The following is a 25,206-nucleotide window of genomic DNA, read 5'->3' as shown; positions in this document are numbered from 1 at the left end:
AACGGAAATCATACCAGAAACCAAAGTGGATACTGTGTGCTTTCTTAAAGGACCGGGCGCACTTACCCGGATTTTCGAATTTTATTCATCTAATTATAGAGGTTTCTAACTAATTTAATTGTAAAAAGAAGATTTTCTAAGCTAACAACTAGAATAGGGACGTCTGTTTCAGCAATTATACGCATTTTCGTTGGAATATAATGGTTACTATTTGCTGAGTGAGCGAAAAGTAGTGTTGAGTGAGCGGAAAACAGTTCTGAGTGAGCGCAAAATTGTTTGAGTGAGCGAAAAGATGATCTGAGTGAGCGGAAATCTAATTTGAGTGAGCGAAAAGATCTAAGTGGATGAAAAGTATAAACTTGCTGCATAGTTTTTCAATTGAAAAAGGAGTTACTCCTACTGAGTAACTATTTTTTAAAAATTATAGATGTGCCTTGAACATAGTCCTTCAAGAATATGGAGACTTACATTCTAAAACAAATTATCTTTCCGTGATAACTCAGACTAATTCGATTAATTTGGCGAGTTTCCATGCTGTAAATTGAAATTTAAAAAAAATATTACATAGGCGTTTGTCAGTATGGCTATAGTCCATCCATACGCCAGGTAGCTGAAAGAAACTACTTATCCTTAAAAATGAAGAAAAGGCCGAAATAGTATCTTCGGCCGCCCCTCTGTATAAAATCAGTGTCTTTTCTCTCATCGACCCAAATCAAAAATATGATATGCCCATTGGTTGAAGGGGCGCGTCGGAAGCAAACCAGCCGCAGAATTGCCTGTAACAAAGGGATGGAGCGAAGAAAAACTTCGCTCCATCCCTTTCATTCTTGGGGTAATGGTGCAGTATGTATGCCGTCTGAAACAACCCGAAAACATAAGGCGATACAGTTTAATATATATCCTTTTCAACTGATAATAAAATTATTCATGTGTGCTGTCTTAAAGGACCGGGCCATCTTTGCCCGGTTTTTCTTTGCATTTATTTGACTCTTTGAAAACTTAGATTTAACACGCCTAAAAATCTAAAGGTAATACAAGAAATAAAAGGATAGTCATTGTTATATGAGTAATAATAATTAGAGGCATGCTCTTTTTCCATTCATATAAAAGTCCCCAAAGAATTCCAGAGGTTATAGCTGCAAGCACTCCTAACCAAAATCCACTAAAGGACATTGATAAACCGAAAAGCAATGAAGAGACCAAAACGGCAAAGAATGGACTCATATAAGCTTTTAGTTTTTGTTGAATAAATCCACGCCAAAACAATTCTTCACCTGGTGCAATTATCAGAATTAGAAGCATATAATGCCATACTGTGGTTGGTCCATAGTCACTTAAAAAACGTTCAACTGATACAGCAGCGGCATCACTGAAAAAAGAGGTGAAACGATAAGCCGTGGCGATAAGTCCGTAGGTGAGTGTGCCATATCCAATGCCGAAAACTAAGTACTCCCAAGTTTGCACATCGTCTTCTATTTTCCCTAGAACTAATGATAGTGCCATAAATAACAGCATTGTAAATGTATACGCATACCAAAAGAGGTTTTCATTTAAAAAAGTAATGTATAATAGTACATATACAACAATAAGCAAGCTAGTCCATCGTAGATGAGGATTTAATACTCCCAACATTTACAACACCTCCTATAAATCTAATTATTAACTTATTATCATCTGAATTGGTGAAGACTTTTAGTCCTTAAGATATACTATTTTATATCTTAAGTCTTAAGTAATTGAATTTAGATTGTTCTTTTAATCTCAGAGCTTTAAAAATTTCCCGAAAAATATAACATGTACTATTAGATATATTGAAATCGTTTTCTAATTATAGTTACTTTTTTGTAACTTAACAACTAGTTTGCATGATAATATTACTACCGTAAAGTCTTTTTTGAAACTTATATTTAAAGGAGTACTTAGATGAAAACACATGAACAACAACTCGACGATTTAAAAAATGGAGTGATAGTCTCCATAACAGTTGAAAAAGAGAATTTTTTGTCATTTCGCGAAGTCCTAGTTCAACGAAAAGACTTTAAACATTTCCGTGGAATTGCCCAACAAGGTGGTATGGTTAGTTATTCTTATGACATTAATGCTCGAAGTTGATATAAAATTGTCTTATTTTGTCGGAATAAAGATGTGTTAGTATGTGGGAATTAGTGTATAATATTAGGTATTAAGTTTTGGTAAGGAGATGTAACGTGCCACAATCACTTCTTGAGCAAGTAGAACATACAAGAGAAAAAATGATTCAGTTAGCACTGGAAAAAGGTTTTGGAGACGTGGATACTATCCAACTTAGTGAAAAACTTGATCAACTTTTAAACGCCTATCAATTAAAAAATTCTAAAACAAATGACCATATTAAAATAATATAGAACTAAGCGGCTATCCGCTTAGTTCTTTTTTACGTATTTTTTGGAAAGGACCATTTTTCAGACTTATCTGTATATTAATAGGAGTCTATTTATTCGGTATACTTAAAGAAATATCATGGGGGTGCTATATTGTCAACTTCAAAATTACAACAGTTAAGAAATTCTCTAAACAATGCAATTATCGGAAGAGAAAAAGAACTAGACTTTATGTTAATTGCTTTAATTCAAGGCGGGCATGTTTTACTTGAAAGTGTTCCTGGTTCGGGCAAAACAATGATGGCGAAATCCTTTGCTCATGCATTTAAAGGGAAATTTAAACGTTTACAATTTACTCCGGATGTTTTGCCATCAGATGTTACAGGAATTAGCTATTTTGATCCAAAGACTCAAGAATTTATCTTACGACCAGGCCCTGTTGTTACAAATATTTTACTTGCAGATGAAATTAACCGGGCCACTCCTAGAACACAATCTAGTCTGCTTGAATCTATGGAAGAAAAGCAGGTAACAATTGATGGGGAGACAATTAAACTTCCAGAGCCATTTATGGTAATCGCAACTCAAAATCCAGTTGAATCTCAACAAGGAACATTTTCATTACCAGCTGCTCAATTAGACAGGTTCTTATTTCGTATTGAAATAAATTATCCGAGTTTTGAAGAAGAAAGAAAAATATTGAAAGATTTCAGTCAAACTCCTGGAGAAGTGAAAACCTTATCTATCATTGAGATCGAAGATGTTCAACAATGGCGTCGAGATGTAAGAAAAATTACTGTCCATGAAGATATCGAGACATATATTTTACAAATCATTCATGCCACAAGACAACATCCTCAAGTGGAGTTAGGACTAAGTACACGTGCTTCACTAGCCCTTCTTCATGCAGCTCAGGGACATGCCTTTATTAAAGGTCGCTCGTACGTCACACCTGATGATGTAAAATTAATGGTTACGCCTCTTTCTTCACACCGTTTGATGTTAACAGCTGAAGGAATGTTAATACGTGAACTAGAAGATGTACTTCAAGAAATTATCGAATCCGTTCAAGCGCCAGTAGAGGCAGCAACAAAATGATTTGGCAACGGGAGTACTATGGAGCAACAAAAACTAATTGGGTCATTACTATTATTGCCCTTTGCTTGGTCATGTCAATCATATTAACGCAATACCTTGCTGCAGGAGTTTTTTGTTTTTTTGGAGTCGTCGCCTTCATGCAAAGTTTGTACTTTAAACATGTCGGACAAAAGTTAACATTGATTAATGACAAGAAAAGAAGTCGTATGCTCAAAGAAGGTAAATCAAATTGGGAATTGACTTTTGAAAATAGAGGGCTGCCAATTTGGAACGGACAACTAAGGTTACAATTTCTAGATGCAGTACGTCCCCTAATAAATACCAATGTAAGTCATTCTCAAGTAATAGAGATAGTGGTTCCATTAACAATTGGAACAAATGAAATTGTGACAGTTAAAGTCCCAATTGAAGGACAAAAAAGAGGATTATCAAGGTTAAAACGTTTAGAACTGGCTGTGCCACATTTATTTGGGGAAGGATCAGTATTATTAATTTATAAACCACAGTTATTAATGGAACAAATGGTCTATCCAAGCATCTATCCTTTAAAAAATATAAGAAAGTCATCTCCCCTTAAACCAGGGGATTTAGAATATAAACATTCCTTGTTTCAAGATTTATTTTCTCCAATAGGCACTAGAGATTATGAACCTGGAGATCAATTTCATCATATCCATTGGAAAGCTACTGCAAGAATGCAGAAACTCCAAACGAAAGTTTTTACACAAGTTGCAAATGAATCGGTATTACTTGTGTTAAACGTTGTCAATCAATATTCAATTATTTCTGAATTAGAACAGCGAATAGAGGAAATTGCTTCTTATGTCGATTATTATTATCGGCAAAATATTCCCTATGCACTAGCTGTGAATGTTAGGACATTCAGCACTACGCCATATTTGTTACTGCCAACAGGAGATGGGCAAAAGCAGCGACAAAAAGCAATGGAAGTACTGTCCGTACTATCAAAAAATGATACCACAATGCCGTTTAAGCGTATGTTGATGCATCTTGATATGCATAGAGAACTACCAGTATCAGTTGTGATTTTCACGCATGATTTGGAAGATGTGGCTTCTTACGTTACTCGATGGTCAAAATACATACATGTAGAGGTAAGTGAAAATCAAAGTTTTGGAGGTGATTTGATATGGAAAGACAAATCTCTTCAAAATCGTTAGTACAATTTGAATCATTAGGGAAGTTCTTACAAGACGCGTGGTTAATTTCTTTTGTTTTCGTCTTTATGCAAGATGATAAAATGATAGCAATACCTTTTGTGTGGGTTATTATTTTGTTTTTGATTGCGATAGCGGTTAATACCATATTTTTGAAAACAGGATACCGGTTGGATGTTTCACTTTTAGTGTCAGTAATAATCGGATTAACTGTCTTTTTATTAGGTGCTCCATTTTGGTTGTTTGCTGCTATCATAGTATTTTCAGTTTGGCGAATACAAGAAAGATATGCAAAAATCCAAGAAGATGCAACACATGATGGTCCTTTTTTCTCTCTCCTCGTTGCGGTATTTGCGTTTACTTATTTTTTAGCGATTGCATTAAACAAGCCCGATGCTTTAAGATACATTATTTTATTAGCCATAATAGGTCTAGTGCTATTTATGTTAGATCGAATGATTGTTCAATGGCTACGATCAAAAGGTACAAATCAAGTCTCGTTTTCAAAAGTTCTTATCATATACTTTAGTATTATAAGTGGTGCATCAATTATATTCGTTTTAATTGTTACTATTGGAAATCAAGGTCGTGAATTAATCGTTTCATTATTTGGCGGTATAATTGAAATAGTCCTCTATCCTATTGGTATGTTTATTGAATGGTTGCAAAATATCTTCACTAATGCAATAAATCCTCAGGTTGTTAAACCAACAATCGAATCGGGTGTCGAAGATTATGAAAAATTTAAGGATACTAAACAATTTGAGTGGCTAGATTTGCCAAAGGACTTACCTTTGATTCCAATTATTATAATTATAAGTATCGTTGTTATTGGAATAATTGTTTGGCGATTGTCTAAATTTAAAACTGAGAAAATTGAATTGGCCAATGAACTGGCTCAATTTGAAAGAAGTGAAAGTGTTCAGATTCAAATTGAGGATGAAAAATCATTTAAATGGCACTACTCCTTAGAAACAAATTTGGTTAGAGATGAGTACCGAAAATTTGAAGAGCAAGCAGGATACTTTGGTTTTAAAAGGCAACAAAATGAAACGATACGAGAATGGTTTAAACGTGAAGAATGGAAAGTTTCTGAACAGTTTTATGAAATATATGATGTTGTTCGTTATAGTGGGTTAACTATGAACTCACAAGATGGAAAATGGTTCATGAAAGAACTAGAAACTCTTACAATAAAATATTTAAAAGAGGTTTAAAATATTTAAATAGTGGGGATAATAAGTTTGAACACAGCAACATTCTCATTTCCCCCTTTTATAGGACACATTTCCGAAAGGAATGTGTCCTACTTTTTTTTGTTGAAATATAAGGAAATTTAATTTCATAAAAAATCAACATTTTAATATTGGATTGTAAAATTCTATGAAGTTGTGACCAATCCCTTAATCAAATCCTAAAACTATAGACACACGATTGAATAGTCGAGTGTAATTCACGCTTTCGCCGCATGATTTTCGGTAATAAAGAAAGATGGGGTAATTTGTCATAGTTTAAAGATCAATTATTATAAACACCATAGCTTTAAAAATAAATACAAAAAGTTGTCCTGCTCATAAAATAATTGAATCAACGGTAGAGTAATAAAATAACTGTTGTAAAAACAAAAATTATTTATAAAAGTCTAGTCTAATTCCTATTTCAAGTTGGACTTATACATATACCTACTACATACATTGTATTGCCATCTAAAAGGAAGTTCGAACTCATAATAAATTCATCTGTTAAATTTGTCCACAAAGTCCAATAAATTGTTGAAGAAGCGTTATAATAGACATATGAATCTTTTAAAAATTGAAGAATTATTTTCAAGTTTGATATAATTACAGGGAAAGGAAATTTCGGAATATTCTGATGCTTAAATCTAGTAAATTTGTTAAACTAGTAAACACTAATAACTATTATTGGAGGCTACATAATGAATAAAAAAGCACATATAGGTTTTGTAGGAACTGGCGTTATGGGTACAAGTATTGTAAAACATTTATTGTCGTCTAATTATCAAGTAACTATTTATACACGTACAAAAGAAAAAGCGGAAGACCTTTTAAATATGGGAGCTCAGTGGGCCTTAACTCCAGGTGAAGTAGCATCTGAAGTAGATGTAGTTTTTACGATGGTTGGTTATCCATCAGACGTTAAAGAAGTTTATTACAGCGAACAAGGAATCTTTTTAAATGGTAAAAAAGGATTAATCGTCGTAGATTTGACTACATCTACTCCAACTCTTGCTATAGATATTTACAATAAAGCACTTACATTAGGGATGAATTCACTTGATGCACCAGTGTCAGGTGGTGATATTGGAGCGAGAACAGGGAAGTTATCAATCATGGTCGGAGGCGACAAAGAAGTTTTTGATACAATTTCCCCTATATTTAAGTTATTTGGAGAGCATGTTATTCATCAAGGAGATGCAGGAGCTGGTCAACATACAAAAATGGCAAATCAAATTGCTATTGCATCTACGATGATAGCAACATGTGAAGCGATTACCTATGCTAAAGAAGCGAAACTTGATCCGGAGTTGGTATTGAAATCAATAACGGTAGGGGCTGCTGGCTCATGGTCATTATTAAATTTGGCACCTCGAATGTTACAAGAAGATTTTAAACCAGGGTTTTATATGAAGCATTTCATAAAAGATATGGGCATTGCATTAGATGAGGCTCAAAAAATGAATTTGAAGTTACCAGGATTAGATATGGCTTATTCGATGTATCAAAATCTCGCAAATGAAGGGTTTGAAAATTTAGGAACACAAAGTTTAATAAAAGCCTACAATAAATAGATTTCATTCAAGCGGGGGGTATTCAGATTGGACAATCAACAAGCGACTCCACGGAGTCCAATTGCTCTTTATCTATCTTTACCAATATTGTCTTGGGCTTTTTATGACTTTGCCAATACAATTTTTTCATCCAACATTAATACTATATTTTTCCCTTTTTATACTGATGAAGTTATTGGAACAAGTTTAGCCCGACAACAGGTAGCAAGTACTTTCGTTTCGTATGCAAATGCTGTAGCTAGTATTTTCTTAGCTATTTTTTCCCCATTGTTTGGTGTTTGGATTGATCGAACTGGGTACAAAAAATTGTTTATTGTATGGTTTACATCTATTTCAATCGTTGCAACGTTTATGATGGGAGTGTTTGGTGGTATTCAGTCAGATGTACTCATGTGGGGCGTACCACTTTCTTATGCTTTAGTTGTTGTAAGTTTCGTTATTGCAAAGTTCTTTTTTAATTCAAGTCTTGTCTTCTATGATTCGATGATGAGCGATTTAGGAACAAAACAGGAGATGCCTTTAATTTCAGGCTTCGGGGTCGCGGTAGGTTATATTGGGACAATAGTCGGTTTATTAGTCTACATACTAGTAAGTGAAGGAGATTTTTATAAAGCATTTATTCCTACTGCTATATTATACCTTCTATTTTCTTTGCCACTATTTTTTATTAATAAGGATACACCAATCCCAAAACATGAACGAATAAAAGGGTCTTTTTTTGAAGGATATAAAGAAATCATTAAAACATTTAAGGATATGAAATCCCATAAGCCAGTATTTACTTTTATGATTGCCTATTTCTTTATTAATGATGCAATAGCTACCACGATAGCAATGATGGCTATTTATGCAACAGTTATCGTAGGTTTTTCATCAGGACAATTCATAATTTTATATTTGGTTTCTACAATTTCGGCGGTTATTGGTTCCTTTGCATTTGGGTATATTGCTAAAAGAATAGGTGCCAGGAATTCAGTTAGCATTGTGGCAGTACTAATGATTGTTGCCCTATTTATCGCGGTCTTTGCGTTTGATCAATGGATGTTCTGGATAGCTGGAAGTATGATTGGTATATCTCTAGGATCGATGTGGGTAACCTCTCGAACCCTAATTGTTGAATTAACCCCTGAAAATAAGCGTGGTCAATTCTTTGGCTTATTTGCATTTTCGGGAAAAGTTTCTTCTATAATAGGTCCAGCGATGTACGGGACAATCACATATCAGTTACAAGATTATGGCCCACTGGCAAGTAGAATAGCTTTATCAACATTAATTATAATGACTGTTATTGGACTAATTATTCATTTGAGCTTAAGAAAAGATTCAATAGCCAAAACCACATAGGTTTTGGCTATTTATTCATATTATTTAATCTAAGTAAGTGCTTCCAAAAATATATGACCGTTTTTTTACTGGTTTTTTATTTGATTGGGAGAAGGGCATTTGAGTGGGTTTATTCTTTAAGTTCGACTGATGTAAACCGGTGTATTCGCTTAACAGCTGCTTTGCTAGATTTAAACTCATTCTTCTTTGTGGATTACGGTAATTTTCATCTAAATGCCCCAAATGTGTTAGGCTTTGAAAATCTTCTTTTTTGGGTAATAAATGAAAATAGTAATCAGCACATTGAACTAATACAGAAGATTGTTGTTGACTAAATCGAGGATTTTCCACAAAGTGTAGTCCCAGTTTTTTAGCACGTCCAGTTTCAATCATTTTTTCAATGGTTAATCTCTTTAATTCATAGAGATATTTGTTATCAGTAGCCGTTTTAGCATGACGATTTACTGAAAAAATAGCAGAAGCTAGTTGTTCGTCAGTCCTATTTGGTTTCATGAAACCCCACCCTTCACACCTTAGAAAATTTTAAATAGCTATATTAAAGAAAATTCAGAGCATTCAATTAAATATATCATACCAATTCCTTCCCAATTTGTATAGATAATAATTAAAATGGTATAAAAAAAGATCATGAGTATAATAAAACGCAAATAAGTATTAACAATTGATGCACGTAGATGGAACACTTTAGACGCATACTTAATGGATATCAAATTACAAAGCATAGTTTCCATTTGAAATTTTTATCTTGAACATATATACAATTACTTCTTTTCAAAAAGAATAATTATTCTTTTGCGTAGAAACACAGATTTCATTTTCTTTCACATTGATGGGAGAGCCAAGAGCAATGTGTATAAATACTTCAACAACACTATGAATATCCAATTACTAGTATACAGCAACATAAAATGGATGTAAAAGATTTGGATTTCACTTTGAATTAGCAAATTTATGAATAATAGAATTAAAAAAGTGTACAATATCAAGTACTTCCAAGTTGATTATTAAGACATTAGTATGAAAGTCTAAAAGTAGAGATAAATAAAAGTTCTACAAATCGTCTATGTACTTTTGTAAGCTAGTAATGGCATAATAGATTTATGAATGAATATTCAGTATTTAAGGGGGAATAATATGTTATTACAAGATCAAACAATAATTATCACTGGTGGTTCAAGTGGAATGGGTTTTTACATGGCGAAGCGATTTGTTGAAGAAGGTGCAAATGTTGTTATTACTGGACGTAATTTAGAGCGATTAGAAACGGCTCAAAAGGCAATTTCCCATGATTTTAACCGTGTAGGTATTTTTCAAATGGATGTACGTGAACCTGAACATGTAAAGGCAATGGTCCAATTTGCTGATGAGAAGTTTGGTAGGATTGATGGACTTGTAAACAATGCTGCTGGAAACTTTATCGTTCATGCTGAAAAACTATCGCCAAACGGCTGGAAATCTGTTATTGACATTGTTTTAAATGGAACGTTTTATTGTTCTCAAGCAGTAGGTAACTACTGGATTGAAAAAGAGCAGAAAGGATCCATACTTAATATGTTGGCAACGTATGCATGGAATGCTGGAGCGGGAGTTGTACATTCTGCTGCAGCAAAAGCAGGCGTTATGTCTTTAACGAGAACGCTCGCGGTAGAATGGGGAACTCAATTTGGGATTCGAGTGAACGGAATAGCTCCAGGACCAATTGAACGCACGGGTGGAGCTGAAAAGCTATGGGAATCTGAGGAGGCAGCTGAACGTACACTTAAATCAGTACCACTTGGACGACTGGGACTTCCAGAAGAAATTGCTGATCTCGCTGCATTTATGCTTTCGAAAAAAGCAGCATATATGAATGGAGAAATCGTCACACTTGATGGCGGGCAATGGTTAAATAAATATCCTTTTTAAAGAGTAAAAATAACGATACAACCCATACTAAGCTTACTTCATTGAAAGGGTAGGATAACTATGGGTATGTGGACGTGGCCGTTAATGGGTGTAGTACTTATCATTAGTGCTATTGGTTTTAACGCAACAAGGAGAATTATGACGTTTGAAAGGAAACGCCAATCAGCAAATGATTCACCAATCCCGGAATCTGTGAAAGAACATCCTTTTGTACTAAATCCAATCATTTGGGTTTATCTTGCTTCACTTATATTTGTATCACTTCTAATATTTTATTATGCAACTTCTTTGCCTTATTAGGTAAAGAAGTTTTTATTCTGTGCTAAACCATTACTTCTCTCTTCTGTCGCTGAATATGATATGATAATAGAGTAATACGCTGTTCGTTTGTAGAACAGATAAAGGAGTAGAAGTGTATGATTTCACTTACAAGCAGAGATTTTTTAGATATGCAAATCGAAGAATTCATCATCTCGTCAGAAAAAGTTGCACACGTCCAAGTTGGTAATAGTGCAGAACATGCATTACTCGTCTTGACAAAAACAGGTTACTCGTCTATCCCGGTTCTAGATTCTAAATACAGATTAAAAGGGTTAGTAAGCACACAAATGATTACAGATTCAATTCTAGGTCTTGATCATATTGAGTACGAACGTTTGCCAGATTTGAAAGTAGATCTTGTCATGCAAATGGCTCCAATTATTCATATTACTGAAAAGTTCAAAAAAGGACTCGACCTATTGATCAATCATCCTTTTTTATGTGTAATCGATGATGAAGAAACATTTTTAGGTATATTAACGAGACGTATTGTATTAAAACAACTGAAAAAACATATCTATCTAAATAGTTAGTAGCAATAAAAAAGAAGATCTCCGAAGCAGGAGATCTTCTTTTTCACGGGTTAGAGTGGTCGTGCTTTTTAGTAAAGCTAGGATGGCCATGCTTTTGAAGGTTCTTATAAGGAGTGAGATTAATGACGACGAATGAATGGCAAATTATTAAGATACTTGCAGAAGAGGGCAATATGAGAAAAGCAGCGGAGCGCCTGTTCTTGTCCCAGCCCGCATTATCCCAACGTCTCCAATCGATTGAAAAAGATTGGGGGGTACAATTATTTCTTCGTTCGCAAAAAGGTCTCACTCCTACACCTGCTGGTGAACTTGTAATTCAATTTTCAATCGAAAATATTTTAAAGAAAGAAGAACTTCATGAAATCATTCATTCCTTGACCTCTAAGGTGCACGGAACTTTAAAAATTGCATGTGCTTCAATTGTCGGGCAAAATTGGTTGCCAATGGTGTTAAAAGATTTTGTCACAGAATATCCAGAAGTTAAAATTTCACTTATTACGGGTTGGAGTTCAGAGATTGTGAAGGCCTTATACGATGGAGAAGCTCATATTGGAATTGTTAGAGGTCATACTGAATGGAAATCTACAAAAATTCATTTATTTAGAGACACACTGTATTTAGTAGACAAAGAATTGAAAGAAGTTAAAGATGTTTCGTCAACCGACCGTCCTTTTATCCAGTTTAAAAGTGATTCAAACTACTATCAAGAGATACAAGCATGGTGGCAAAGTCACTTTTCCTCAAGTCCGAAACACCAAATTACAGTAGATCAGATTGAAACCTGTAAACAAATGGCTTTGAATGGAATTGGATATGCTATTTTACCATCCATCACTTTAAGTGGTTTAGAAAAAATCAATAAAATTGCATTAACCAACCAAGCCGAAGAGTTTGAATTAACACGTGATACTTGGCTAATAGCATATGAGTCTGCCTTTAAACTTCGACAAGTTGAAGCTTTTGTTGAAATTGTGAAAGATCATGCAGAAAGACTGCATGATTTCTCAAATTAATTACGTGTATTATTATTCGTTTTCCTGTACAATTAGACCATATTTCGCAAGATTGAAAGGGAGTTTATGAATTATGAAACAAATGGATGCATATGAAATTATTTCTTATATTCAACATGCAAAAAAATCAACACCAGTTAAGGTTTATGTAAATGGTAAAAACTTAAATAAGATATCTTTTGGTGAAAATACGAAAGTCTTTGGAGAAGGTAATTCACTTGTGTTATTTGGTGAGTGGTCTGATCTTGAAGCTGTTTTAACTGAAAATAAAGATCAAATAGCAGATATAGTGGTGGAAAATGACCGTCGTAATTCTGCAATCCCGTTAGTAGATTTAAAAGGTATAAACTCCCGAATTGAACCTGGCGCATTTATCCGTGACCAAGTTGAAATAGGTAATAACTGTATTATTATGATGGGTGCGATTATTAATATTGGAGCAGTTATTGGCGATGGGACGATGATAGATATGGGTGCGATCCTAGGTGGACGTGCTACAGTTGGGAAAAACTGTCACATTGGTGCGGGTGCTGTATTAGCAGGTGTAATTGAGCCACCTTCTGCAATGCCGGTTACTGTGGAAGATGATGTACTTATTGGCGCAAATGCAGTTGTTTTAGAGGGTGTTACAATTGGCAAAGGGTCAGTAGTTGCAGCCGGAGCTATCGTAACAAAAGACGTTCCTCCCTACACGGTAGTGGCAGGTATGCCAGCAAAAGTTATTAAGGAAATAGACGATAAAACAAAATCAAAAACTGAAATTATGCAAGAACTTCGTCAACTTTAGGATTAGATGATGAAAACACTTCAACAAATACGACGTGAATTACATCAAATTCCAGAGACTGGTTTCCACGAATATAAAACACAAGCTTATTTATTAAAGGAACTTCATACTCTTAATAAACAGCGATTAACAATTGTGGAGTGGAAAACCGGTATTATTGTTCACGTAAAAGGACTAAATCCAACGAAAATTATTGGTTGGAGAGCTGATATGGATGGTCTTCCTATTAAGGAACTTACATCTCTTCCTTTCCAATCAACTCATCATGGATATATGCATGCATGTGGTCATGATATTCATATGACGGTCGCTTTAGGATTGTTAAGACAAATTAATGAAATACCTATTAACGATTCTATGGTTTTTTTATTTCAACCTGCTGAAGAAGGACCAGGTGGAGCACTACCAATGCGAGAATGGATAAAGGAACAACATCCAGAGTTGTTACCGGATTTAATTTTAGCTTTTCATATTGCGCCAGAGTATCCTGTTGGGACAGTAGCAACTCGTCCAGGTCTATTATTTGCAAATACATCAGAGCTCTTTATAGATCTTCATGGAGTGGAAGGTCATGCAGCATATCCACATCAGACGAAAGATATGACAATAGCTGCTGCAAGTTTATTATTACAACTTCAAACGATTGTCAGTCGTTCAATCAACCCGCTTGATTCTGCAGTAGTAACAATTGGTAAAATGACTTCTGGCACAGTTCAAAATATTATTTCAGGTCATGCACGGCTAGAGGGAACAATACGTACAATGAACGCACAAACAATGACTAGTGTGAAACAACGAATTGAAGCATTTTGTCAAGCAACAGAAGTTGCTTTTGAATGCCAGGTTAAAGTAGACTATGGGTCTTCTTATTATCAAGTGTTTAATACACCAAAGATTACTAAAGAGTTTTTGAACTTTGCTAAGGATGATAAGTCGACTGTTTCAATAGAATGTGATCCAGCAATGACCGGAGAGGACTTCGGATATTTCTTGCAAGAAATTCCTGGACTTTTATTTTGGGCAGGAGTTGATTCTCCTTCCGGCTTACACAATGCAAAACTTAGTCCAGATGAAAAAGTAATAGAATATCTCGTCCCTTTTGTGGAATCTTATATACGTTCACTCTAATATATTTTTAAAAAAACCCTTCATTCTATGTGCTATTTTGCATGAATGAAGGGTTTTTATTGTGCATTAGTGAGAAATAGCAAAGTCATTAATAGAATCAGCATCATATAATATCATGAAGGACAATTTGAAAGAGATGTTTGTCTATGTATCTGTAATGTTGATAAAAACTTTACTATATCATTTGCTCGTGCTGAAAACATGTCAAAAGTCCTTCAAAAGAGGACTTTTTTATATGTCTCTTTCTATATGAAAAGGAGGTGTTTTACATGGAAAAAATCTTATTTGTTCTTTCAATCACTGGATCATGGTTCTTATTTTTAATTGGTGGATGGCAAATGCTACTAACAGTCCTAATTGTTTTTATGGTTATAGATATCATAACCGGGTTAATTAAAGCTGCGATTGAAAAGAAACTCAGCTCTAAACAGGGTTACAAAGGGTTCTTGAAAAAAGCAGCGATGATGTTAGTAATTATTTTAGCCAATTGGATAGATATGTTAACAGTTTCAGATATTCCAGTCTTTAAAACAACGGCAATTTATTTCTATATCGGTATGGAGGGATTATCAATCTTAGAAAATCTTCATTCTATTGGTGTACCAATACCTAAGATCATCTCAAAGTTTATTGATAAAATATCTAATGATGATTAACTCATACAGATAATATTTGACGTCATTCTTTATTAGTGACGTCCTTTTTTTATGGAAAGTTAACCGAGTCAATTTCATAATAAAAAATCTAGTAATAATATCCGAACAAAGTTGATTTCCGCTCCATGCGGACGCTTTCCGTGGGGCACGGCTTCAATCTCCTCGTCACTCTAAAAACATGTGCTCCTGCGGTTACTCGTCGCAAAGATCCTGGCTTTTGGCCAGTATCTTTCCTGCGGGGCTTCCAGTTTGTGCTGTTCCCACTGGAGTCGCCTTGCGCTACAATCAAACGATAGCAGTTTAAAATTAACGGATAATTAATGTGAAAACCAATTAAATGTTCTTGTTTATTATCAAATTAAGGAGTTATGAAATTGACTCAATTGTATTTCTATTTATTGAAAATCGGATGTATATCTTTCAAAATATTTATAATTTTGTTTTTTAATGTATGAGAATATATGAGGTTTCAATTCAATGATAAGCAAGATATAATTTTCTGTTAATTTAAAGGAACCTTTAAGTAGCCATTTCGTACTAATATTTATAGAGACAAAGGGGGAAGAGAGATGATTCAAAGTATTCGATGGTGTTTTGCCTTATGCATAATATTTTTGTTAAGTTTTTTATCATTAACAGAAGCATCTGCAGCAACCAAACTAGAGGTTAAAGCAACTGCTGGCATTCAAAACAAAGTTAAACACAGTCAAGGGTTACCCCTTACTATAACTGTCGTAAACAATGGGGATGATTTTTCTGGGGATCTAGTTATTGACTATTCGGAATCCTATGCAGTGGGTTCAGCAAAAGCGATTCCATTTACGGTAGGATCAGGGGAAACCAAGACATTAAATTTAACTCTACCTGGTTTAACACCTGAATTTATGTACTCAGGTTCGGAAACACAAATGTTTTATTTTTATGAAGATAGCTGGGAACACGGTAAAGAACTTGAATATATAGGAGATAAATCAATAAGTCCTAAGTTTTATGAACCCGAAACTAATTTTGTATTAACACTAACGGAAAGTCAGGATCGGCTCAGTCCATTCTCCAAGATCAAATTAAATGGTATGACTGATACTCAAGTAATAAATCTTGCACAATTAAACAATTTTGAATTTCCCTCCGATGGATCTGCATATGGCCTTGCCAATCTTATAGTAGTTGATGAGTTTGTATTAGCTGATCTGCCAGATGAGGCTCAACAAGCAATATTAGATTGGGTCCAAACAGGCGGTGTTGTCATAGTAGGTGCATCGGATAATACTGCAGCTGAATTAGGCTTGTTGTCATCACAATTGCCACTTAATCTATCTCAAGAACGACAACAAATTTCAAAAGATGTCTTTGCCAACTTTACAAACAAACAACAATTCTCTGAAGATGTTTCTTCATTCAAAGCCACATTAAACGAACAATCTCGCTTGTTAATGCAGTCGGATAATCAACCACTTGCGGCAGTAAAATCGATTGGTACAGGGGCAATTATTCAAACTTCTTTTTCGCTTGGAGATGAGCCATTCTCTAAAGAAATAAATGCTTCAGCATTTATTTCTGAATTGATTAAAAAAGCGAATCTCGGGGTCTTTACATACTCAAAGATGAATTCCGGTGATCAAGGAATCAAAGAAACAATATCGTATGAAGTGGGCCAGACGAATGAACTATTCCCATCATTTCAAGTATCCACACCTTTAATGATCACAATTGTCATCATCTATATCATGTTAGTTGGCCCGTTATTGTATTTCCTATTGAAGAGAAGAGATAAACGAGAACATGCATGGTGGATCATTCCAACTATATCTATTCTAGCGTCTGTAGCCATATTTGCTTACGGAGCAAAAGATCGCCTTATACGCCCCCAAATTCAACAGTCAAGTTTTTATACAGTCCAAGAGGATGCAAGTCTTTCTGGTTATTATATAGAATCTTTGTTGTCAAATAGGACCGGTAATTTCACATTTGAAGCTGAACCAGGGACAACGATGGTAGGCATGAAACGAATGAATGCTTTTTCATCACCTACAGGTAGTGTTCATTCAATGTCCATTCTGCAAGAAATGGCAAATAAAAATCGATTAATAATGCGAGATGTCGGTTTTTGGTCTGTTTCTTCTGTAATTGGTGAATCTCATATTAAGGACGTAGGGAAATTTGCTATTGATTTATCAGTTGAAAGCGGTAATATACGCGGAACGGTTAAAAACGAGTTTTCTTTTACAGTGAAAGATGTTTCAATATGGTCAGGCACTAAAATGATTGAGGTTGGTGATTTAGGTCCAAATGAATCTGTGGGAGTAAATGAACCGATTGGTTCCGCGATTCTTTTACCAATAGCTACTGGAGCAATTCCTTACATGGGACATTCAACAATGACACAAAGTAGTGACTTACCTAAAGAAAGAAAAAACAGTTTGATTCGTATGTCTCAAATGACCGGTAAAACCACGGCGCATCCTGCTATAATCGCACATACAGAAGATGCAATTGTCCCTATCTCTTTAGTAGATTCTCGCGCAGAAATGTCTGCAGTAAATGTACTTATACAGTCCTTTACTCCAAAAACTACTATGTCAGGGGAGTTCACATTACCTTCGTCTGCTTTTGATATCAGCGTGAGTCCAGAAGATTCATCTGCACATTATGAACAAATTGATGAAAGTAAATTTGAAGGAATCATGGTCAATGGTTCTTATATGTATGAATGGATAATACCAAGTTCTGTCCCGCTTAAACAGGTCAATTGGTTAGAATTACAGTTAGCAAATACAGATACTTCTACAATCACAATAGAAATTTATAATGTTTCATCGAAATTTTACGAAACGGTTAAAAGTGGGCGACTTTCAATCAAAGAAAATGTCAATCAATATATTTCACCAGATGGCAAAGTCCAGTTTAAAGTGACTAAACAATCATTAAACGGAGATGACTATACGCGTTTACCAGAATTACGTTTAAAAGGGGAGGTCCAAAAATGATTGAAATCAAAGGACTCACCAAAAAATATGGTTCACTATATGCACTTAATGACTTAAATCTAACGTTGAGTGAAGGAACTGTTTTTGGATTTGTAGGAGCTAATGGAGCAGGAAAATCTACGACATTCTCAATTTTAGCCACTCTCTTGCAGCCTACATCTGGTGATGCGTTCATAAATGGGAAAAGTGTTAAAACTGAACCACATGAAGTGCGTAAGCAAATCGGTTATATGCCAGACTTTTTTGGTGTATATGACCAATTAAAAGCAGATGAATACTTAGACTTTTACGGTGCAAGTTATGGAATTTCAGGAGTAAAGAGAGCAGAACTTATTCCACAATTATTAGAACTTGTGAACTTAACGAGCAAACGATATGAATATGTGGATTTGCTTTCGCGAGGAATGAAACAACGTTTATGTTTAGCGCGAGCATTAATTCATGACCCTCAGGTGCTAATCTTGGATGAACCAGCATCTGGTTTAGACCCACGTGCACGAGTTGAGATGCGTGATATATTAAAACAACTAAAAGAAATGGGAAAAACTATTCTTATTTCTTCTCATATATTGCCAGAGCTTGCTGGAATGTGTGATGAAATTGGTGTGATTGACGGTGGTAAGCTAATAGCCCATGGTTCCGTATCAGATATTCAAGCTCAATTAAAAGGAGAGCGTCTCATTACTGTAAAACTTAAAGGGTTAACTGACCGAGCAGCTCTTTTCTTTGAAGAAGACCCTTTTGTGACAGGACTAGAACAAAATTCTGAGAAACATGCGATTACGTTTAAATATCGAGGTACTGAAGATGATCAAATGCGTTTATTAAAACACGCCTTACAAGAAAATCTATCAATATTGTCATTTGCTGAACAAGAAACTAATTTAGAGGACGTATTTATGGAAATTACAAAAGGGGTGGATAGTATATGAGAGTCAACTTAAATAATCCGGTTCTCGTTAAAGAACTTAAACTCCGATTCAGGTCCATAAAAAGTTTTACAGGTATTTTGTTTTCCTAATTGCAATGAGCATTTTCGTTTTTGGTTTTATCTATCTAACGACTTCATTTAGTGGTACAGGTTATTTTAGACCAGAAGAAAGTTTTATGTTGTTCGGCCTATTGACATTTATTCAGTTAGGGCTTGTGTTGTTTATTACACCAGGGTTAACAGCCGGTTCAATCAGCACGGAACGTGAAAAACAAACGTTAAACATACTATTGACAACATCTCAAAGCTCGATGCAAATTATTCTTGGGAAACTGTCTTCATCAATAGCATTTTTGTTACTCATGTTAGTAGCTGGATTGCCAATCTATAGTTTGGTGTTCTTGTTTGGAGGTATTTCACCGGGTCAATTAGGATTAATTTTGTTGTTTTTCATTTTAACCATGATTACCGTTGGAAGTTTTGGAATTATGTTTTCGACCATTACAAAGAAAACAATTGTCTCTATGATTGCAACCTATGGGACTATGATCTTCTTAACAGGCATTACAGCCTTTTTCTTTATAATTACCTTACAGGTGGACATGATGAATTCAGGTGGGATTCAAAGTTCTTCTCCTATGGCTCACTTTTGGGCAAGTATTAATCCAGGGATATTAATCTTTACTCTGTTAAATCCAACTACTGAGAGTTTTGTAAATGAAATGACTCAAATTGAATTTCCTATATGGCTAGGGTATACCATATTCTATGTTCTACTAGCAGCATCAGCCATTACAATTTCAGTTAAAAAATTACGTGTTAATATGAAAAAATCACAATAAGAAAGTGCTAGATATGATATGGAGTGTGAAATCACGCTGGTCACAATTTCGAGAAAAAGCAACGGTAGACCAACCTATATCTAGTAAAGGACTAATATTGCTAAGCTCTTAAAGGGAAAAAAGAAACGTTAAATTAGTTTTCTGAGGTTCTTTCCAATATAGTATTATTTTGTTAAAATAAAAAAGGGTGTTCCTGAAGACTTTGCTTCTAGGAACACCCTTTTATAATGTGGCTTTTGTTTCAGCCAGTGACCTTCTTTGAGACATAGAAGCAATAAAGAAACAGATGATTAATACTATGGTACCTGCAATATAAGGGAAACTCATATTTATATCAAAGAGCACTCCTGCTAGTGCAGGGCCCACCATATTGCCAAGACTCATATAAGCATTGTTCATTCCTGCTGCAAAACCTTGTTCATTTTCAGCTTGTATTGAAATTAGAGTATTTACTGCAGGCCTTAGTAATGAAGCAGCCGTGAAAAATACGCTTGAAACAAGTAAGATTGGCCAGAATCCACCCACAAAAAGGACGGAAATCATAGCAAGTGCAGCCACAAGTAGGTTGACTAGAATTACTTTCATTTCACCAAAACGTTTGAACAATTTATTGATTACGAATGTTTGAACGATCACACCTGTAAAACCACCGACAGTAATCAATGCAGCAATTTCACCAGGTGTAAATCCATACTTTATATCCACATATAAAGCAATTGTAGCTTGAAAATTTGAAAGTCCAAAAGAAAATACAAACACTACAATTAACATTAAAAAGTATGGAGTAGTTGTTGAACGCTTCATTTGTCTGAATAGATTTTCACGTTTCAAGGTTTGAATTTGACTATCCACAGAATTTTTTATGTTTGGAAGGACCAACATTGAGATGGTTGCGGCAATTAATGACGCTGCAGTAGCAACATAAAAAGGGAATTGTATGCTAACTTCTGCTAAAAAACCTCCGATAGCAGGTCCAATCATAAATCCAAGCGACATAGAAGCACCAAGTAATCCCATTCCTTTGCCACGTTCTTCTTTAGTTGTAATATCAGCAACAAAAGCCATCATTGGAGGTACGATGAAGGCGGAACCAACACCACTAAAAAAGCGTGCTAAAAACAATACCCATAGTTCTGTCGCTGCACCGAACATAAGTTGGGATAATCCGAAAATAATCAGTCCTATAATTATTAAATACTTTCGACCGAACTTATCTGATAAATCACCAGCTAAAGGTGAAAATAAAAATTGGGAAAAAGCAAACATAGCAATTAAAAAACCAAGAGCTTGACCAGCTACACCAAATGTAGCTAAATATGCAGGCATAATTGGTATTATCAATCCTATTCCAGACATCGCAATAAACATGTTAAACATTAGTATATAAAGTGCAAAGCGATTAGGATTCCCCGCCATTTTACATCCTACTCTCTATTATAAACTCTTTCGATACACTAAAATTTTAACACAAATCTAAAATAATACCATGTAAAAAAACTTGCGGAGTTGATAACAGAATTATTGTGTTGTTAAATATTTATTCATTTGTATGGTTTGTGTCCGGAATACTCCAATTATTCACGTTCGGAGCTATAATAACAGGCATTTTAACTATAGATAAACCTATTCCTGAAAAAAAAAATATGTTACGATATAATTGAAAAGGAGTGACAGTTGTGGGGAAAACGATGATGTTATTTTTAGATCCTAACGAACGCAAATATAAAACAAAAGAAAAACTAATAGAAGGAACATTTTTACTAGTTGATAATATTGTCATTGCTGCTGAAGATCTTATCAATTACTGTAATGATTGCTTTGTCTCTTTATCGTATTCTAAAGAATACGATGCTTGTTACTGTGAACCATGTAACAAATGGATAGAAGAAGCATGTACGGATCCATCTTGTGAATATTGTGAAATAAGACCTAATCGCCCTTTATCGTAAAGGGTTTTAGGTCTTTTTATTTCCACGAAACTTACTTTTCATGAAACCTTTATATTTCGACACGGAATGGATATAAAGCAGTTTTTCTAATTTAAATGGATGACGAATAATTGATTAACGAGTAGCATTTTGTTAGTATTTAAATTGTGCTATTTATAAATACATTTCATAAGTATATCAATATTTTTTGGAGGTTTTAATGTGTCTGAACGTATGGTAGGTAAACTAGCACCACATTTTACAATGGATGCTGTGCTAGCAGATAAGTCTTTCGGCAAAGTATGTTTGGAAGAAAATATGAAACAAGATAAATGGACGGTATTATTCTTTTACCCTATGGATTTTACTTTTGTATGTCCAACTGAAATAACAGCAATGTCTGATCGTTTTGATGAGTTTGAAGATTTGGACGCGGAAATTATTGGAGTTTCAACTGATACAATTCATACTCACTTAGCTTGGATTAACACAGCACGTCAAGATAATGGATTAGGTGAACTTAAATATCCGCTAGCAGCTGACACCAACCATGAAATATCTCGTAAATACGGTGTGTTGATTGAAGAAGAAGGAATTGCACTTCGAGGACTCTTTATCATCAACCCTGAAGGTGAAATGCAATATCAAACAGTGTTCCATAACAACATTGGACGTGATGTGGATGAAACTCTAAGAGTATTACAAGCGCTTCAAACTGGAGGCCTTTGCCCCGCAAACTGGCGTCCGGGTCAAGAGACACTTTAAGCGAATTTAAAGTTTCTTTTATATCTTTTATTACCTAAAATAATGCTGGATATCTTTTTTTACTTAGACATCAACAAATCCCCACGCATACGATACGCTGTGGGGATTTTTTCACTTTACGAACAAGGAGGAATTAAATATGAAATTACGTTCACCAATGCCTGATTTAACCGGCGCAACTGTTTGGCTAAATGGGGAAGTATTGAGAAATAAATTAATTGGGACCAAACCAACACTTATCCATTTTTGGTCTGTCAGTTGTGAACTATGTAAAGAAGCAATGCCTGAAGTTAATGCCTTCCGTGATAAATATAAAAACGAACTGAATATCATTGCTGTTCACATGCCTCGATCGGAAAAAGACATGGACCTAGCAAATATAAAAAAAGTAGCATCAAAACACGATATTACGCAACCGATTTACGTTGATAACGGTCTAATATTAACAGATGCTTTTGACAATCAATATGTACCAGCTTATTACGTATTTGATAAAAACGGTCAACTTCGGCATTTTCAGGCTGGAGGAAGTGGTATGAAAATGCTTGAAAAACGTGTCAATCGAGTATTAGATGAGATGCGAAATTCTTAAATCAATTATTGTTGAGATATAAACAAGTTAGGCTCCAATGGGTTAGTGGGAAGTTTAAATTCCTTCTAGTTTAATGGGGCTTTTTTTATGACATTTTCATTTATCAACTTGATAAGAATAGAGAAGTTGGATTAATCATAGCTTAAAAGATGTTTATTAGACATAATGTTATTTCAAAAAAATATTATTTTAAATTGAAAGAAAATAGTAGCCATTTATTTCGGAATCCGTTATATTGGATTATGTGTCGTTTAGAATTAGGGGGAATGAAGCTTGGAAATTTTTAAAAAATTAAAAGAATATTATTGGCCAAATAAGCATCTATTCTTTTGGTCTCTCTTTATGCTTCTTATAACATTGTTAGTTACAGTTGCGTACCCGGTTATATTGCAACAAACAATTGATCGCGTAATTAAGGATGGTCAATATGACTTAGCATGGACTCTTGCCGGTATTTTTATTGCACTTATGATTGTCAAAGGATTTGCAACATATATAGGACAATACACAGGTGATATGTTCGGGATAAGATCCGTATATGAATTGCGAAATGGATTATATGGAAAACTGCAACGTTTACCATTTTCCTATTATGATAATGCAAAGACAGGTGACTTGATGTCACGATTAACTGCAGACGTAGAGGGGTTCCGATTTTTCTTATCGTTCGGATTCGTTGAGTTATTCCGTTTAGTGTTTCTTGTGTCCGTGTCTCTATGCATTATGTTTTACTATTCCGTGTCGTTGACGTTTGTTACTATGGCTACAATGCCATTATTAGTGGTAGCAGTTTTTCGTTTTGATAAACTCGTACATCCTGCATTTCGAGACATTCGGAAATCCTTTGGAAAGTTAAATACGAATGTTCAAGAAAATATTAGTGGGATTCAAACTGTAAAATCTCTTTCACGAGAATCTTTTCAAATTAATAAATTCAATAATTCTAATAGTGATTATAAAGATCGGTATATCTATACAGCTGAAATTTGGGCAAAATATTTTCCGGTTATGGAGTTGTTAGGAAATTTAAGCATTGTCTTATTATTCGGATATGGTGGTTTCCAAGTAATGAATGGTCAATTGACAGTAGGAGAGTTAGTGGCGTTCTATAGTTTACTAGGTTACATTATTTTCCCTATCATGAATTTAGGTTTTACGGTCAATTTGTTTTCACAATCAAAAGCTTCAGGAGAACGTTTATTAGAAATCTTAGAAGCACCAGAACCAATTACCTCAAAAGTAAACGCACAAGATGGTTCAGATATAAAAGGACATGTAGCTTTTGAGCATGTAACGCTTAAGTATCAGGAAGATGATCAAGTTGCTCTTAACGATGTTAATTTGACAGTAGAAGCCGGAAAGCGTATAGGCCTACTTGGATCAACTGGTTCAGGGAAAACTAGTTTAACGCAATTACTAACTCGTTTTTATGAACCAACAAAAGGAACAGTCAAAATTGATGGTATTAATGTTAATGATTATACATTAACTTCATTACGTTCGAATATTGGATTTGTTCTACAAGAGTCATTTTTATTTTCTTCTTCTATTAAAGCAAACATTTCTTATGGACGACCAGACGCTGCGATGGAAGATATAATCAATGCAGCAAAACGAGCAAATGCACATGATTTTATTTTGGAACAACCTAATGGATATGACACAATGTTGGGTGAGCGAGGACTAGGTTTATCGGGTGGTCAAAAACAAAGGATTGCGATTGCACGTGCACTATGTCAAAATCCAGCAATCTTGGTGCTAGATGATGCAACAAGTGCAGTTGATATGAAAACTGAATTACACATTCAACAGGGTCTGGAAGAAGTCATGAAAGGACGAACTACATTTATTATTGCTCACCGTATTTCATCGGTAAAACATGCAGATGAGTTAATCATTTTTGAGCATGGTAAAATCGTCCAACGTGGTACGCATGAGGAATTAATACAACAGCAAGGTCTTTATAAACGAATTTATGAAATTCAATACAAAGATCAACTCGAAGAAACATATGCATAGAAAGGAGGAA

The 25,206-nt window shown here is 34.7% G+C and carries 23 protein-coding genes and 1 pseudogene; 21 read left to right on the top strand and 3 right to left on the bottom strand.

Features of this window, described 5'->3' with window-relative positions; genetic code table 11:
* Positions 1-1,014: 1,014 nt before the first annotated feature.
* A complete protein-coding gene (locus B371_RS0120115; RefSeq protein WP_019416129.1) occupies positions 1,015-1,632 on the bottom strand; it encodes a CPBP family intramembrane glutamic endopeptidase in 618 nt (205 codons plus the stop codon).
* A 291-nt stretch (positions 1,633-1,923) separates the two neighbouring features.
* Between B371_RS0120115 and B371_RS0120110 the strand changes: the two genes are divergently transcribed.
* The 7 genes from B371_RS0120110 to B371_RS0120080 all read left to right on the top strand — a co-directional run bounded on the left by B371_RS0120110 (position 1,924) and on the right by B371_RS0120080 (position 8,789).
* Positions 1,924-2,112, top strand: coding sequence for a hypothetical protein (locus B371_RS0120110; RefSeq protein WP_019416128.1), 189 nt, complete (start codon positions 1,924-1,926; stop codon positions 2,110-2,112).
* A 95-nt stretch (positions 2,113-2,207) separates the two neighbouring features.
* Positions 2,208-2,384 (top strand): aspartyl-phosphate phosphatase Spo0E family protein, encoded by a 177-nt coding sequence (locus tag B371_RS23155; RefSeq protein ID WP_019416127.1) that lies wholly within the window; start codon positions 2,208-2,210, stop codon positions 2,382-2,384.
* A 129-nt stretch (positions 2,385-2,513) separates the two neighbouring features.
* Positions 2,514-3,458, top strand: a complete 945-nt coding sequence (locus tag B371_RS0120100) for a MoxR family ATPase (RefSeq protein ID WP_019416126.1) — start codon at positions 2,514-2,516, stop codon at positions 3,456-3,458.
* Positions 3,455-4,639, top strand: a complete 1,185-nt coding sequence (locus B371_RS0120095) for a DUF58 domain-containing protein (protein WP_019416125.1) — start codon at positions 3,455-3,457, stop codon at positions 4,637-4,639. The genes B371_RS0120100 and B371_RS0120095 overlap by 4 nt, the downstream gene beginning before the upstream one ends.
* The gene (locus tag B371_RS0120090) at positions 4,609-5,853 is read left to right on the top strand and encodes a hypothetical protein (RefSeq protein ID WP_019416124.1); all 1,245 of its coding nucleotides are present in this window, start codon (positions 4,609-4,611) and stop codon (positions 5,851-5,853) included. Before B371_RS0120095 ends, B371_RS0120090 begins: the two co-directional genes overlap by 31 nt.
* A 719-nt stretch (positions 5,854-6,572) precedes the next feature.
* A complete protein-coding gene (locus tag B371_RS0120085) occupies positions 6,573-7,445 on the top strand; it encodes an NAD(P)-dependent oxidoreductase (RefSeq protein WP_019416123.1) in 873 nt (290 codons plus the stop codon).
* Positions 7,446-7,472: 27 nt separating this feature from the next.
* Positions 7,473-8,789 (top strand): MFS transporter, encoded by a 1,317-nt coding sequence (locus B371_RS0120080; protein ID WP_019416122.1) that lies wholly within the window; start codon positions 7,473-7,475, stop codon positions 8,787-8,789.
* 24 nt (positions 8,790-8,813) lie between these two features.
* Here the strand turns inward: B371_RS0120080 and B371_RS0120075 are convergent, their stop codons facing one another.
* Complete coding sequence (locus B371_RS0120075; protein ID WP_019416121.1) at positions 8,814-9,281, bottom strand: YkyB family protein; 468 nt, start codon at positions 9,279-9,281, stop codon at positions 8,814-8,816.
* Between the two features lie 642 nt (positions 9,282-9,923).
* Between B371_RS0120075 and fadH the strand changes: the two genes are divergently transcribed.
* The 10 genes and pseudogenes from fadH to B371_RS22200 all read left to right on the top strand — a co-directional run bounded on the left by fadH (position 9,924) and on the right by B371_RS22200 (position 19,892).
* Positions 9,924-10,694 (top strand): 2,4-dienoyl-CoA reductase, encoded by a 771-nt coding sequence (fadH, locus tag B371_RS0120070; protein WP_019416120.1) that lies wholly within the window; start codon positions 9,924-9,926, stop codon positions 10,692-10,694.
* A gap of 60 nt (positions 10,695-10,754) precedes the next feature.
* Positions 10,755-10,994 carry a hypothetical protein gene (locus B371_RS0120065; RefSeq protein WP_019416119.1) on the top strand — a complete coding sequence of 80 codons (240 nt, stop codon included), beginning with the start codon at positions 10,755-10,757 and terminating at the stop codon, positions 10,992-10,994.
* 116 nt (positions 10,995-11,110) lie between these two features.
* Positions 11,111-11,548: a cyclic-di-AMP-binding protein CbpB gene (gene cbpB, locus B371_RS0120060; RefSeq protein WP_019416118.1), complete on the top strand. Its 438-nt coding sequence runs from the start codon at positions 11,111-11,113 to the stop codon at positions 11,546-11,548.
* Positions 11,549-11,670: 122 nt separating this feature from the next.
* A complete protein-coding gene (locus tag B371_RS0120055) occupies positions 11,671-12,561 on the top strand; it encodes a LysR family transcriptional regulator (protein WP_019416117.1) in 891 nt (296 codons plus the stop codon).
* A gap of 73 nt (positions 12,562-12,634) precedes the next feature.
* Positions 12,635-13,348, top strand: coding sequence for a 2,3,4,5-tetrahydropyridine-2,6-dicarboxylate N-acetyltransferase (dapD, locus tag B371_RS0120050; RefSeq protein ID WP_019416116.1), 714 nt, complete (start codon positions 12,635-12,637; stop codon positions 13,346-13,348).
* A gap of 9 nt (positions 13,349-13,357) precedes the next feature.
* Positions 13,358-14,476 carry an N-acetyldiaminopimelate deacetylase gene (locus B371_RS0120045; RefSeq protein WP_019416115.1) on the top strand — a complete coding sequence of 373 codons (1,119 nt, stop codon included), beginning with the start codon at positions 13,358-13,360 and terminating at the stop codon, positions 14,474-14,476.
* Between the two features lie 269 nt (positions 14,477-14,745).
* A complete protein-coding gene (locus B371_RS0120040) occupies positions 14,746-15,132 on the top strand; it encodes a holin family protein (protein ID WP_019416114.1) in 387 nt (128 codons plus the stop codon).
* 569 nt (positions 15,133-15,701) lie between these two features.
* Positions 15,702-18,119 carry a hypothetical protein gene (locus B371_RS0120035; RefSeq protein ID WP_019416113.1) on the top strand — a complete coding sequence of 806 codons (2,418 nt, stop codon included), beginning with the start codon at positions 15,702-15,704 and terminating at the stop codon, positions 18,117-18,119.
* Positions 18,116-19,051, top strand: coding sequence for an ABC transporter ATP-binding protein (locus tag B371_RS0120030; RefSeq protein ID WP_019416112.1), 936 nt, complete (start codon positions 18,116-18,118; stop codon positions 19,049-19,051). Before B371_RS0120035 ends, B371_RS0120030 begins: the two co-directional genes overlap by 4 nt.
* A pseudogene (locus B371_RS22200) lies at positions 19,048-19,892 on the top strand (ABC transporter permease). Before B371_RS0120030 ends, B371_RS22200 begins: the two are co-directional and overlap by 4 nt.
* A gap of 222 nt (positions 19,893-20,114) precedes the next feature.
* On the opposite strand, the gene B371_RS0120020 reads toward B371_RS22200, so the two are convergent.
* Positions 20,115-21,308 carry a tetracycline resistance MFS efflux pump gene (locus tag B371_RS0120020; RefSeq protein ID WP_019416110.1) on the bottom strand — a complete coding sequence of 398 codons (1,194 nt, stop codon included), beginning with the start codon at positions 21,306-21,308 and terminating at the stop codon, positions 20,115-20,117.
* A 260-nt stretch (positions 21,309-21,568) separates the two neighbouring features.
* Here B371_RS0120020 and B371_RS22195 point away from each other — a divergent pair, with 260 nt between their 5' ends.
* The 4 genes from B371_RS22195 (at position 21,569) to B371_RS0120000 (ending at position 25,196) form a co-directional block, all read left to right on the top strand.
* Entirely contained in the window at positions 21,569-21,841 is a 273-nt protein-coding gene (locus B371_RS22195; protein ID WP_019416109.1) for a hypothetical protein, read from the top strand.
* Positions 21,842-22,042: 201 nt separating this feature from the next.
* Positions 22,043-22,585, top strand: coding sequence for a peroxiredoxin (locus B371_RS0120010; protein ID WP_019416108.1), 543 nt, complete (start codon positions 22,043-22,045; stop codon positions 22,583-22,585).
* A gap of 139 nt (positions 22,586-22,724) precedes the next feature.
* On the top strand, positions 22,725-23,177 hold the full coding sequence (locus B371_RS0120005; protein WP_019416107.1) for a TlpA disulfide reductase family protein: 453 nt from the start codon (positions 22,725-22,727) through the stop codon (positions 23,175-23,177).
* Between the two features lie 273 nt (positions 23,178-23,450).
* Positions 23,451-25,196: an ABC transporter ATP-binding protein gene (locus B371_RS0120000; protein WP_019416106.1), complete on the top strand. Its 1,746-nt coding sequence runs from the start codon at positions 23,451-23,453 to the stop codon at positions 25,194-25,196.
* Positions 25,197-25,206 lie beyond the last annotated feature (10 nt).

Origin of the sequence: Paenisporosarcina sp. TG20, assembly GCF_000286315.1 — a bacterium.
GTDB lineage: Bacteria > Bacillota > Bacilli > Bacillales_A > Planococcaceae > Paenisporosarcina.
This window is presented reverse-complemented; position numbering and strand designations above follow the sequence as displayed.